This window comes from Polyangium fumosum, assembly GCF_005144585.1.
Classification (GTDB): Bacteria; Myxococcota_A; Polyangia; order Polyangiales; family Polyangiaceae; genus Polyangium; species Polyangium fumosum.
This window is the reverse complement of record NZ_SSMQ01000054.1, coordinates 74,036-86,443: the sequence shown is the minus strand read 5'-3', so window position 1 is coordinate 86,443 and position 12,408 is coordinate 74,036. Positions and strand designations below refer to the sequence as shown.

Here is a 12,408-nt window from a genome sequence, read left to right as displayed (position 1 = left end):
CCCCACCCCCTCACCGTATCGAATACGAAAACAACCGGCATTCGATCGGCCCATTCCAGACCGTGATCTCCTTGTCCGGCCTTATCCGCATCGCCCGCGAAATTTCCGGCGTCCCCGCGAGCAGCACCACCGTATGCCCCGACAACCGCCGAAGCGCCTCCGCCATCCCCCGGTAAAGCTCCTCTCCCCCGGCCAAACGCTCCCCGTACGGCGGGTTCGTGACCACGAACCCCGCCGGCTCCAAAGCCTCCACGTCCCGCACATCCGCGCGCGAGAAATGCAGCCGCACCCCCGCGGCTTTTGCGTTCTGCTTTGCTGTCTCGATCGCCTGCGGCGACACGTCGCTCCCCGCGACGAACGGCCCTTCGCTCTTCACCCGCGCCCGCGCGGCCTCGCGCATCTCCGCGATGCGCCGCTTGCGCGTCTCGTCGTGGCTCGGCCACCGCTCGAAGCCGTGCCGCGGCCGCAAGAGCCCCGGCGCCACGTCGCGCGCCCAGAGCGACGCTTCGATCGGGAGCGTCCCCGAGCCGCACATCGGGTCCACGAGCGGGCTTTGCCGATCCCAGCCCGAGAGACGCAGGATCGCCGCTGCCAGCGTCTCCTTGAGCGGCGCCTCCTCGATGCGCTTGCGGTAGCCGCGCCGGTGCAGCGATTCGCCCGCGAGGTCCACGTACAGGCTCGCCCGGTCGCGCACGACGTGCATGAACACCCCGAGATCCGGGTCTTCGAGGTCCACGTTCGACCGCGCGCCGTACTGCCTGCGTTGCTCATCGACGATCGCGTCCTTCGTCTTCTGCGCGATGTACTGCGTGTGCGTGAGGCGGCTGTCCTTGCACGCGGCGCGCACCGCGAGCGTGCGCTTCGGCTCCAGGTAGTAGCTGAGATCCACGCCCTTCACGCCCTCGTAGAGCGCGTCCTCGTTCGGCGCCTCGAACTCGGCGAGCAGCGCGAGCACGCGCACCGCGATCCGTGACTCCAGGCACGCGCGCATGCCCTCGTCGATCGGGCCCTCGAAGTGCACGCCGCCGCGGTCCGCGCGCACCTCGCGGAACCGCGCCTCGCGCAGCTCGTCACGCAGCGCGCCCTCCGTGCCCGCCGCTGCGGTCGCGAAGAAACGCATCACCTCGCCCCGGTTCTTCCGCTCGGTTCGCATCTCGTCGGTCCGGGGCGTACGCTCGCGCAGCCCTCCGCGCAAGGGGTTGTTTGTGTCCGAGCCCCTTGCCGACCTCGCCCCCGAGGGCCTACGCTCCGCGCTCATGGCAAACCCGACTGCACTCCTCGAGACCTCCCTCGGCAACATCAAGGTCGAGCTCTTCGTCGACAAGATGCCGATCACGGCCAATAACTTCCTCAAGCTCGCCAAGAGCGGCTTTTACGACGGCCTGCATTTCCATCGCGTCATCAACAAGTTCATGCTCCAGTTCGGCTGTCCGCACAGCCGCGACCCGAAGAGCCCGCGCGCGGGCACGGGCGACGGGCCGGACGGGACGATCAAGGACGAGCATCCGGAAGGCGCCAAGCTCTCGAACGAGCCCGGCACGCTCTCCATGGCGAACACCGGTGAGCGCAACAGCGGTTCGTGCCAGTTCTTCATCAACACCGTGCACAATCATTACCTCGACTGGTTCACGCCCGGCGAATCGAAGCACCCCGTCTTCGGCCGCGTCATCGAGGGCATGGACGTCGTGCACCAGATCGAGAAGACCCAAACCGATCGCAACGATCGGCCCCTCACGCCCGTCCGCATGAACCGCGTCGTCGTCGAAGGCGCCTGATGCACGTGTCGGCGCGCCCGTTTGCCCTCCTCGCGGCGTCGATCGCCCTGGCCTCCGGTTGTGGCGGACATCGCCCGGCCGTGGCTCCTGCCGTCGATCTCGCCGCGGGGCCGCGCGCTGCGCCTCCCGAGGCGGAGGCCGACGGGGACGTCCTCGTCTGGGGCAAGCAGGGGGACGGGCGCCCGACGACGTATCGCGTGGCGGCCGACGGGCGTGTGCTCGGCGAGGAGCCGGGCATCGTGATTGCGACGAGCCGCGGCGAGCTTGCCTGGCGCGAGCGCGAGGCGGAGGTGAAGCTCGGCGGCTGCGAGGACGGCGCGCCTCCGGCAAACCTCGAACCGGGGACCGTGACGCATGTCTGGCTCGCGCCGCGCGACGATCAGCCGCGGCAGGTGATCGTGGATCCCGGCGACGAGGGCGTGGGCGAGCTCTCGCATCGCGTCGAGCTCCTCGGCAGCGTCGGGCCGTACCTCTTCGTGCACGAGGACGTGTACGTGTTCGCGTGCGGCGCGCACGGGAACATCTCGGCGACGTTCAAGTTGTGGGACGCGGAGGCGGGCAAGGAGATCGAGCTCCTGCACGATCTGCCGAACCGGGAGGCGCTCGCGCGGCGCGCCGAGCCCCTGCTCGACGAGGGCGACATGGATCCGGAAGAGGCGCGACAGCACGAGGATCTGCCCGATCTCGTGCAGATCCTGCCCGTGTATGGCGAGCGCGGCGGGCTCCGCGTCGACGCGCAGTTCGCCCGCGCCGATTGTTATGCGTGCAGCGACGGCCTCTGGAGCGGGTACACGCGGAGCGTCATCGTGCCGAGCGAATGGACGCCCGAGCGATTCGCGCCCTGGTCGACCCCGCCCGTCGCCGTGGTGAAATTCTTGCAGTCGCGCCCTGGATTCGCGCTCGGCGGTTGGTCTCGTCGGTAGGGTTTTCTGCTATCCTCGGCGCGCCATGCACGGCTCCCCCGAAGCGCGCGCGCTCCACGACCTCTACCCCGCGATCGATTTGCACGCCGACAGCTTGATGTGGTCGCGCTGGGTGGGCTACGACCTGCATGCCCGCCACGATCCGCCGCTCCCGCGCGCCGCGCTCGGCGGGCACGTCGACGTCCCGCGCATGAAAGAGGGCGGGATGGGGGCGCAGTTTTTTGGCCTCGTCTCCTTGCCGATCGGGCAGCGGCATGGGCTCGCGCGGGTCATCGACGAGCAGATCGACGCGCTCGAATCGCAGATTTCGCGCGCGCCGCACCGCCTCGCCAAGGTGCGCACGGCGGACGAGATCGAGGCGGCGCGGGCGCGCGGGCAGGTCGGCGCGCTGCTCGGCATCGAGGGCGGGCACGCGCTCGAAGGTTCGCTCGACAAACTCGCGCATTTCGCGCGGCGCGGCGTGCGGTACCTCGGCCTCTGTCATTTCAGCCGGAACGAGCTTTGTTATCCGGCGTATGGCCGTGGGCGCAAGGACGACGCGGGGCTCACGCCGTTCGGCCGCGAGGTCGTCGCGGCGTGCGAGGCGCTCGGCGTCGTCGTGGACCTCGCGCACATCAATCGCATGGGGTTCCTCGAAGCCTGCGCGATGGCCACGCGCCCGCCGATCGTCAGCCATACCGGCGTCATCGGCGCGTTCGAGCATTGGCGCAACGTGGACGACGACCAGCTCCGCGCCGTCGCGGACAAGGGCGGCGTCGTGGGTGTCATCTTTTGCCCGCAGTTCCTCGGCGGGGACGGGCTCGCGCCCGTCGTAAAGCACATGAAGCACATCCTCGACGTCTGCGGCGAGGATACGCCCGCGCTCGGATCGGATTGGGACGGCTTCATCGTGCCGACGCGTGATCTCTGCGACGCCGCGCGATTGCCGCTGCTCACGGACGCGCTGCTCGAAGCGGGGATCCGGCCCGAGACGATCGGAAAGATCCTGCGGGGCAATGCCATGCGCGTGCTGGCAGACGTGCCCTGAACGAGGGGACGCGCGGGCGACGACGGGATCGCCGCCCGCGGGATCGATTCAGAGGTCCGACAGCGGGCCGGTGCCGTTGTCGCCGAACGTGTTCGTCGGGACGCCCGCGCCTTGCAGCATCGAAATGAACAGGTTCGCGAGCGGCGTCTCGTCCGGATATACCACGTGCCTCCCGGGCTTGAAGATCCCGCCGAGGCCGCCGCCGACGAGGACCGGCAGGTTCGTGTGCCTGTGCGCGTTGCCGTCCTCGATCTCGCTGGAGAAGAACACGGCCGAGGTATCGAGCGCGCTTACGCCATTGCCCTCATCGATCGCCTGGAGCTTGCCGAGCAGGTAGGCGAATTGCTCCACCTCCCACCGGGCGATGGTCGTGAGCTTCTCGTAGTTCGTATCGAGGTTCTGGTGGTGCGAGATCTCGTGATGGCCCTCGTTCACCAGCAGGAACGGATAACTCCGGCCGCTGCCCGCGTTGCCCAGCATGAAGCTCACGACCCGCGTCGCGTCGCATTGCACCGCGAGCGCGATGAGGTCGAGCATCATCAGGACGTGCTCGGGGTAGGGCAGTTCGCCGGGCGGGCGGTTCATCGGCGTGCATTGCGGGCCCTCGCCCGTCTTCTGGATCTTCTTTTCGAGCTCGTTGATGCCCGTCATGTACTCGTCGAGCTTGCGCCGATCCGTGGTGCCGAGCTTGCCATTCAGCGAGTTCGCCTCTTCGAGCACGTAATCGAGGACGCTCGTGCGGTAGATCTTCTGCCGCGCCTGCTCCTCGGCCGTGGCCTTGGGATCGAAGCCGCCGAAGAGGATGTCCCATACGACCTGCGGGTTCACCGCCTTCGGCAAAGGCTGCGTCTCCGAGGCCCAGGAGATGTTCCGCGCGTAGGCGCAGCTATACCCCGAGTCGCAATCGCCCGCGCTCGATCCGCCGTCGATGCCGAGCTGGAGCGAGGGGATCCGCGTGAACTGGCCGAGGTGCGCCGCGGCGACCTGGTCCATGGAGATGCCGTTCTTGATGTTCGCGCCCTCGGTCTTCACGACGTGGCGGCACGTCAAAAAGCCCGCCGTGCCCGCGGCGTGATCGCCGGGCCCGTCGGGCCGCGCGGGTGTGTTCGCCAGGCCCGAGAGGACAAGCAGTTTGTCCCGGACCGGGGCGAGTGGTTCGAGGATCGTGGGGAGTGCGTATTGGTCCCCCTCGGTCGTCGGCGTCCAGGCCGGCATGTGGATGCCGTTCGGCACGTAAAACGCGAGGATGCGCTTGAGGTCGTTCGGCTCGGCCTTCGCGTTTTTTGGGGAGAACATCTCGAGCGCCGGCAGGGCGAGGAGCGCGCCCGCTCCGCCGAGGAACGCGCGTCGCGACAGCTTGAAACGTTTCACTTTGCACCTCCCGGCGTCTCTCCGCGCCGCATCCGGAACGGCTCGCTCGTCGCGACGAGCTTGATCAAATCGACGAACTTCTTGCCGCGGTCGTCGAGCGCCTTCGTCAGGTGTTCGAGGTCGTCCGCGTCGGCCGGCTCGTGGCCACGCCCGAGCGCGTACGTGAGCATCTTCTCGGAGACGCAATGCAAGAAGCGCGGGTCTTCCGCGAGGATGCCGCTGAGCTCCGTGAGGCCGTTGAACGTCTTGCCGCCGGGCAGGACGCCGCTCGAATCGACGGGGAAGCCGAGGTCCTCCGTGCGGAACGTGCCGATGCCGTCGAAGTTCTCGAAGCCGAAGCCGAGGTTGTCCATTTCCTCGTGGCAGCCGGCGCAGATCGGATTGGCGCGGTGGATTTCGAGCCGCTGCCGGATCGAGCCCGTGGGCACCTCCTCGGTGACGAGCCCCTCGACCCCCGGCGGGGGCGCGTCGGGCTCGGTGCAGAGCATCTGCGTCATCACCCATTTGCCACGCTTCACCGGCGACGTGCGCGTCGGGTAGGACGTGACCGTGAGGATGCTGCCTTGCGCGAGCAGGCCTTTTCGATTCGGGTCCTCGATCGTGACCTTGACGAACCCGTCCGGGCCGGGGGACGGCATGCCGTAATGCGTCGCGAGGCGCTCGTCGATGTACGTGAAATCGGCCGTGAGCATTCCGGGGATCGGGAGATCGTTCTTCAGGAACTCCTGGAAGAAGAGGCGCGTCTCCTGCCGCATCGACTCGCGCAGCGTCGCGTCCCAGGTCGGGAAGGCGTAATAGTCGGGCTGGTGATCGTCGAGGGCCCGGGTGAAGAGCCATTGCCCGGCGAAGTTGTCGACGAGCGCCGCGGCCTTCGGATCGGCGAGCATACGCTCGACCTGCGCCTCGATCTCGGCCGGATCTTGCAATTTGCCCTCCCGCGCGGCCGTGAAGAGCTCCTCGTCGGGCATGCTGCTCCAGAGGAAATAGGAGAGCCGTGAGGCGAGCTCGAAATCGTCGAGCGGGTGCGCCGGCGCGGCGGCGTTCGGGTTCGGATCGAGCTCCGGGCGGAACAGGAAATGGGGCGACGTGAGGATGGCGCGGAGCGCGATTTCGAGGCCCACGTCGACGGTTTGTCCCTGCTGCTCGGCGAGCGCGACCACGCCCGCGAGCCTGTCCAGCTCGGCCTCCGTGACGGGCCGGCGGAACGCGCGTTCGGCGAATTTCTCGAGGATCTCCCGGACGCACGCGGCGCCGCCCGTCGGATCGCAGACCACGATGCGCTCGCGGATGGGGTTTTCCCCGACCACCCCGAGCGGGCCCTCGATCTCGATCCAGTCGACGTGGAGATTTCGGTCGGCGCCCGCGGCCTCGTCGTAATAATCGTTCGTGAATTCGACGGAGACGACCTGCGTGCCCGCGTTCGCGTCGGCCTCGGCCTCGACGACCACGGGATTCGCGCTCGTCTCGCTGACATCGAAGCTGCCGGCGATGGTGCCGCCGACGAGCAGGTTCAGCTTCACGGGATCCGGGCCCGCCTGATTGCCCCATACACGCGCGGCGATCCGATACTTTCCGGTCGAGGGGAATTCGTGGGTGACCGGCAGCTCGCCGCTGCTCCACAGGTTCCAGTCCTCCGCTCCGGCTTGGCCGACCTGCCCGGTGAGCGTCTCCGCTTCTACCCGGAGCGTCGTGGAGGACGACGGGAGGTTCATCGCCTCGCGCGCGAGATCCTCGGCCGCGCGGGCATAAAGCTCGGCCTGGAGCGGCGAGATGGATAGGACGTCGGAAATGTTGTCGAAGCCGTAGCCGCGATCGTCAGCGGGGAAATCGTCCGCGGGTGTTCGCGTGGTGCCGAGCAGATCGCGGACCGTATTGTTGTACTCGGCGCGGTTGAGCCGATGCATGGTGACGCGCCCGGGATCCGTCGCGGGGGCCGCGGCGTCGTCGGAGCACCCGATCGCGGCAGGAGCGAGCGCCGCGGCGAGCAAGAGCGGGGGAATGAACCCTCCACGCCGTCTCGGGCGCGGACGATGGGAAGTTGTCGAACGAGGCATCGTTTTCCTCCTCCGTCGGCGAGAGTACACCGATGCCCCGGGCGGCACGTGGACGAAATGGGCGATGAAGAGCGAAATGACCCTCGAATTCGTGAAATGTTTCGTCGAGGGTCGACGTGATGCCCTGCGGGTGGGCATCGTTGGGGATGGTGAGTACAGGCTACGCCACGTGCGTGAGGGAAGCCGGATGGATACGCCGAAGCGCGTCGTTATGCGCGCGTCACGCCCGTTGCGCGAGCCATTCGTCGATGAGCTTGCGCGCGATGCTCAGCGGAGGCGGGAGCTTGGGGAGGGCGTTTCGGTCGAACCACGCGGCTTCTTCGAGCTCGTCGTGATCGACGACGAGCTCGCCGCCCGCGCGGCGCGCGAAAAAGCCGACCATGATCTGGTGCGGGAAGGGCCAGGGCTGGCTGCCGAAGTAACGGATGTCGTCGATTTCGATGCCCGTCTCCTCGCGCGTCTCGCGCTGGGCGCAGGCCTCGAACGTCTCGCCCGGCTCGACGAACCCCGCGACGAGGCCGTACATGCCCGGGGGAAAACGAGGCTGCCGGGTCATCAGGATGCGCGGGCCGTCCTCGACGAGGACGATGATCGCCGGCGTGACGTGCGGAAAATGCTGGTGCGCGCAGCGGGTGCAGCGCTTCGAACGACGCCCGATTTCGAGGTCGAGCGGCGCGCCGCATATCCCGCAGAACTGGTGCGTCCGGTCCCAGTACTGCACCTGATACGCCGTGCCCGCGGCCGCTTCGACGTCCGGATCGATGCGGCCGTGCAGGCGGCGCAGCGATACATACGCGAAACCGGGCGGGACGGGCGCGTCGGGGGGGAGCTCGGCCGATCGACAAGGCACGGCGTCGAGCCAGCCGAGCGGCTGGACGCGGACAGGCGCGAGGCCGAGCGCTTCGAGGCCTTCGAGGAGGGGGACGTCGTGCGGGAACGGCGGCGCGCGTGTGTCGCCCTCCATGAGGCGAACGAGGAGATCGTCGCCGCGATACGCGAACCAAAGGCCGAGCGCAGGCGCGCCTTGGAGCGCAGGATCGACGCGGAAACGAGGTATTTTGATCATGGGGCGAGAGACCTCGCGCCCCATCGTAGCAAGGCCACGCTTTACCGCGGATCGATCCTCCGGTATTTTTCGTCGGGGGAAGCAACACGCCGACGGGCGGCGGGCAGACGAGGGGACGCGATTGCATGGGGGCGCTCGAGCGCGTGATCGGCGGACGGTTCGAGATCCTCGAGCGCTTCGGCAAAGGCTCGTTTGGGGAAGTGCTCCGCGCCCGGGACCATGCGACCGGCGGCCTCGTGGCGATCAAGCGGCTCTTCGACGAGGACGCGAGCCCCGAGCTGCGCGAGCGTTTCCACCGCGAGGCGCGATATCTCGCGTGCACCACGAGCCCCCACGTCGTCCGTTTCGTGGCCGAAGGGATGGACAGGCAGGGCAAACCGTGCATTGCCCTCGAATGGCTGGAAGGCACGGACCTCGCGCGGCTGCTCGGGCGCGGGCCCCTGCCGGTCGAGGTCGCCGTCGAGATTACGCGGCGCGCGGCGCTCGGCCTCCACGCGCTGCACGAGCAGGGCATCGTGCACCGGGACGTGAAGCCCGCGAATTTCTTCGTCGTGGGCGACGCCGCGCGGCTCGCGGACGTCGGGTCGCCCCCGGTCAAACTGATCGACCTCGGCATCGCGCGTGCCTCGGGGGAACGGGCCCTGACGGAGCGGGGCAGCCGGCTCGGGACGCCCGTCTACATGTCGCCCGAGCAGGCCCGCGGCGAGGAGGACGTGACCGCGGCCTCGGACCTGTTTTCCCTGGGGATCGTGCTGTACGAGCTCGTCTCCGGGAAACGCCCATTCAGCGGGGACCGCACGCTCATCGTGCTGGCGAAGATCGTGCTGCACGAGCCTCCGTCGCTCGACGTGGCGCGCCCGGACGTGCCCGCCGAGCTCTCGGCCCTCGTGGCGCGCGCGCTGGCGAAGTGCCCTGCCGAGCGGTTTGGATCGGCGCTCGAAATGGCCCGCGCGCTCGAACGCGTGTCGATCGAGTTCGCCCGGCGCGCGCGTGGGTCGTCGCCGCCGCCGTCGTGGGCCGAGGTGCAGGCCGATCCGTCGATGCCCGCCTCGGGTCTCACGCCCGTGCTCCACGTGAAGGTCCCGCCGAGGCCCGCGAGCGAGCTGCTCTCGGGGCGCGGCGAGCAACGCGTGATCACCGCGGTCTTCGCCGATCTCTCGGCCGCCGCGGACAGGACGGCCGGGCGGCTCGCGCTGGAGCTTTCCGCGGGGGAGCTCGGCGGCGTTTGTCATGGTACGCTCGGCCATCAGGTGATCGTCGTGTTCGGCAGCGCCGCGTCGGCCGGGGACGAGGCGCTGCGGGGCGCGCGGCTCGCGCTCTCGGTGCGGGCGCGGGTGCCGGGCGCGCGGATCGTCGTGGCGACGTCCCGCGCGCGCGTGGGCGAGACGGGGCTCTCGGCGGACGTGATCGAGCGCGGATCGGGGCTCCGTCCGTCCGGGGCCGGGGAGGCGATCGTGCTCGACGCGCCGACGGCGCGGCTCGTGGGCGCGCTCCTCGCGGTCGAGGAGATCCATGGCGGGTTCCTCCTGCGCGGCGAGATCGGCGCAGAGGTGCCCGCGTATCCGCGTTTGCTCGGTCGAGCGACGCCGACGGTCGGGCGGGATCCGGAGCTCGCGATGCTCGAAACGATGTACACGTCGTGCGTCGCGGAGCGGGCCGCGCGGCTCGTGCTCGTGACGGGGCCCGCGGGCGTGGGCAAATCGCGATTGCGCTGGGAGATCTCGACGCGGGTCGCGGGGCGCGCGGAGGCGCCGACGATCCTGCTCGGCCGGGGCGAGTCGCTGCGCGCGGGTTCGCCCTACGCGATGATCGCCGACCTCGTGCGCAGGGCGGCGGGGATCGTCGAGGGAGAGGCGCCCGAGGCGCAACGCCGCAAGATCGAGGCGCGTATCGGGCCGCTCGTGAGCCCGGTCGACGTGGGCCGCCTGGTCGATTTCTTGGGCGAGCTCGGGCAAGTGCAGGCCGTGCCGGGCGCTGCGAGCGCCGCGCTGCGGGCGGCGCGCTCGGATCCGGCGCTGATGGGCGACGCGACGCGGATGGCCTTCGAGGACTGGATCGCGGCCGAATGCGCGCGCGCGCCGGTGCTGATCCTGCTCGAAGATCTGCATTGGGGGGATTTGCCGACGGTCAAGCTCGTGACCTCCGTCGTCGCGGCCGCGCGTGACATGCCGCTCTACGTGCTCGCGCTCGCGCGGCCCGAGGTGCACGTGCTTTTCCCGTCGCTCGCGAAGGAAGAGCGCACGACGGTGATGCGGGTCGATGCATTGCGCCCGGAGGCCTGCGAGCGGCTCGCGCGCGCGGTGCTCGGCGCGGGCGCGGATCCGGCCGTGGTGCGGCTCGTGGCCGAGCGCGCGGGCGGCAACGCGTTTTACCTGGAGGAGATGATCCGCGCCGCGGCTGAGGGCAAAGAGGGGCTGCCCGACTCGGTGCTGGGTCTCGTGCAGGCCCGCCTCGACGCGCTCGGGCGGGCGTCGAAGCGGGTCCTTCGAGCTGCAAGTATCTTCGGCGAGCGGTTCTCCCCGGCCGGCGTGCGCGCGCTTTGCGGGGGCGACGGGGCGCTCGTCTCGGACGCGCTCGACGAGCTCGTGGAGCGTGAGGTGCTGATTCGCTGCCCGGATCCGGCGCGTGCGTCGCGCGACGACCTCGCGTTCCGGCACGCGCTCGTGCGCGAGGCCGCGTATGCGATGCTGTCGCCGGAGGACCTCACGCGCGGGCACAAGCTCGCGGCCGAGTGGCTGGGCGCGTCGGGCGAGACGGACGCGGCGCTCGTCGCGACGCACTTCGAGCGAGGCGGCGAGCCGGAGCTCGCGATCGGATGGTGGCTGCGGGCGGCGGAGCAGGCGCTCGTGGGCAACGATTTCGACGCGGCGATCGAGCGGGCGGAGCTCGGGGCGAGGCGCGCGGAGGGCGAGGTGCTCGGTAGCCTGCGGCTCGTGCAGGCCGAGGCGAGCCGGTGGCGCGGGGACGCGGAGCGGGGTTCGTCGTGGGCGAGGGAGGCGGTCGCGCTCTTGCCGCGCGGCTCGTCGGCGTATTTTCGCGCCATCGGGGAGATTGTGTCGTCGGCGGGGCGGCGCGCGGCGTGGGACGAGGTGGAGCGCTGGCTCGACGAGGCGCTCGCGCTCGAAGCCTCCCACGAGGCGCGGAGCGCGCAGATCGCGTGCGTTTGTCCAGGCGCTACATTGCTTTTGCAGGCGGGTCGGACCGAGCGTGCGGCGCGGGTCTCGGAGCGCGCGCTTTCGCTCGCGAGCGGGGTCCGGGACCTCGAACCTTATGCGGTGGGGCGCATCGGGCAGCTCCGGGCGTTCCGCGCGCTGCACGAGGGGGATCTTTCGGGGGCGCGGCGGGGCTACGTGCGCTCGATGGCCTTGTTCGAGAGCGCCGGGCACGTGCGGCAAGCGTGCGTCGAGCGGATCAACTTGGGGCACGTCTGCGCCGAGCTCGGCGATCTCGATCGGGCCGAGGAGGTGTTATCGACGTGCCTCTCGGCGGCGCAACGGATGCGGCTCGGGACGGTGGAGGCCGCGTGCCATTTGAATCTGGCGCGCGTGCTCTCGGAGCGAGGGCGGCTCGCGGACGCTTCGATCGCGGCGGCGCGCGCGGAGGAGCAAGGCCGGGCGCACGGCGGGCACCGCATCGTGGGCGCGGCGGAGGTGCATCGATCGGGGATCGCTTATCGCAGGGGTGATTTCGTGGAGGCCGAGGCGCTTTCGCGCAAAGCGGAGGCGACGCTGTCGAACGTGCCTCCGCTCCGCGCGGGGGCGATGGCGTCGCGGGCGCGCGCGCTCGTGGCGCTCGGGCGCGTGGAGGAGGCGCTCGTGGAGGCCCGGCGCGCGAATGCGATCGTGGAGAGCGGGAAACACGAGACGCTCGACAAACTCGTGCGATTGGTCCACGCGGAGGTGCTGTGGGCGGCGGGCGCGAAGGAGGAGGCGCGGGCGGCGATTGAGAAGGCCCGGGCGGAGATCCTGCGGAGCGCGGATCGGATCGGGGAGCCCGAGCTCTGCCGGAGTTTTTTGGAGAATGTCGAGGTCCACGCGCGGACGATTGCGCTCGTGGCTGCGTGGGCGGTCTGAGGGGCGAACGGTGCGTTGCAAGCGGGATCGGATTGGATTCCGTTTCGAGCACAGAATTCGCACGAAAAATCGTCATGTTCTTGGCGGTTGGTGAGGAAGGCCTCGTGCCCGCCATGCGT

Annotated in this window: 8 protein-coding genes; 4 read left to right on the top strand and 4 right to left on the bottom strand. The window is 69.7% G+C overall.

All coding sequences use genetic code 11. The annotated features are described in order from the left end of the window. Positions 1-10: 10 nt before the first annotated feature. Complete coding sequence (locus E8A74_RS37180; RefSeq protein ID WP_232379924.1) at positions 11-1,153, bottom strand: THUMP domain-containing class I SAM-dependent RNA methyltransferase; 1,143 nt, start codon at positions 1,151-1,153, stop codon at positions 11-13. 103 nt (positions 1,154-1,256) lie between these two features. On the opposite strand from E8A74_RS37180, the gene E8A74_RS37175 reads away from it, so the two are divergent. The 3 genes from E8A74_RS37175 to E8A74_RS37165 are packed head-to-tail and all read left to right on the top strand — an operon-like array spanning position 1,257 to position 3,725. After that, positions 1,257-1,775 (top strand): peptidylprolyl isomerase, encoded by a 519-nt coding sequence (locus tag E8A74_RS37175; protein WP_136933840.1) that lies wholly within the window; start codon positions 1,257-1,259, stop codon positions 1,773-1,775. Beyond that, entirely contained in the window at positions 1,775-2,698 is a 924-nt protein-coding gene (locus E8A74_RS37170) for a hypothetical protein (RefSeq protein WP_136933837.1), read from the top strand. Before E8A74_RS37175 ends, E8A74_RS37170 begins: the two co-directional genes overlap by 1 nt. Before the next feature lie 25 nt (positions 2,699-2,723). Next, on the top strand, positions 2,724-3,725 hold the full coding sequence (locus E8A74_RS37165) for a dipeptidase (protein ID WP_136933836.1): 1,002 nt from the start codon (positions 2,724-2,726) through the stop codon (positions 3,723-3,725). 48 nt (positions 3,726-3,773) lie between these two features. Here E8A74_RS37165 and E8A74_RS37160 read toward each other — a convergent pair whose 3' ends face one another. The 3 genes from E8A74_RS37160 to nudC all read right to left on the bottom strand — a co-directional run bounded on the left by E8A74_RS37160 (position 3,774) and on the right by nudC (position 8,216). Beyond that, the gene (locus E8A74_RS37160) at positions 3,774-5,096 is read right to left on the bottom strand and encodes a DUF1552 domain-containing protein (RefSeq protein ID WP_232379923.1); all 1,323 of its coding nucleotides are present in this window, start codon (positions 5,094-5,096) and stop codon (positions 3,774-3,776) included. Beyond that, positions 5,093-7,150, bottom strand: a complete 2,058-nt coding sequence (locus E8A74_RS37155) for a DUF1592 domain-containing protein (RefSeq protein WP_211365534.1) — start codon at positions 7,148-7,150, stop codon at positions 5,093-5,095. Before E8A74_RS37155 ends, E8A74_RS37160 begins: the two co-directional genes overlap by 4 nt. 220 nt (positions 7,151-7,370) lie before the next feature. Beyond that, positions 7,371-8,216 carry an NAD(+) diphosphatase gene (nudC, locus tag E8A74_RS37150; protein ID WP_136933834.1) on the bottom strand — a complete coding sequence of 282 codons (846 nt, stop codon included), beginning with the start codon at positions 8,214-8,216 and terminating at the stop codon, positions 7,371-7,373. Positions 8,217-8,341: 125 nt separating this feature from the next. Here nudC and E8A74_RS37145 point away from each other — a divergent pair, with 125 nt between their 5' ends. Next, a complete protein-coding gene (locus E8A74_RS37145; protein ID WP_136933833.1) occupies positions 8,342-12,289 on the top strand; it encodes a serine/threonine-protein kinase in 3,948 nt (1,315 codons plus the stop codon). Positions 12,290-12,408: the final 119 nt, after the last annotated feature.

Coding starts and splice junctions, on each gene's coding strand:
- E8A74_RS37180 (WP_232379924.1), bottom strand. CDS start 1,153: ATGCGAACCGAGCGGAAGAACCGGGGCGAGGTGATGCGTTTCTTCGCG.
- E8A74_RS37175 (WP_136933840.1), top strand. CDS start 1,257: ATGGCAAACCCGACTGCACTCCTCGAGACCTCCCTCGGCAACATCAAG.
- E8A74_RS37170 (WP_136933837.1), top strand. CDS start 1,775: ATGCACGTGTCGGCGCGCCCGTTTGCCCTCCTCGCGGCGTCGATCGCC.
- E8A74_RS37165 (WP_136933836.1), top strand. CDS start 2,724: ATGCACGGCTCCCCCGAAGCGCGCGCGCTCCACGACCTCTACCCCGCG.
- E8A74_RS37155 (WP_211365534.1), bottom strand. CDS start 7,150: ATGCCTCGTTCGACAACTTCCCATCGTCCGCGCCCGAGACGGCGTGGA.
- nudC (WP_136933834.1), bottom strand. CDS start 8,216: ATGATCAAAATACCTCGTTTCCGCGTCGATCCTGCGCTCCAAGGCGCG.
- E8A74_RS37145 (WP_136933833.1), top strand. CDS start 8,342: ATGGGGGCGCTCGAGCGCGTGATCGGCGGACGGTTCGAGATCCTCGAG.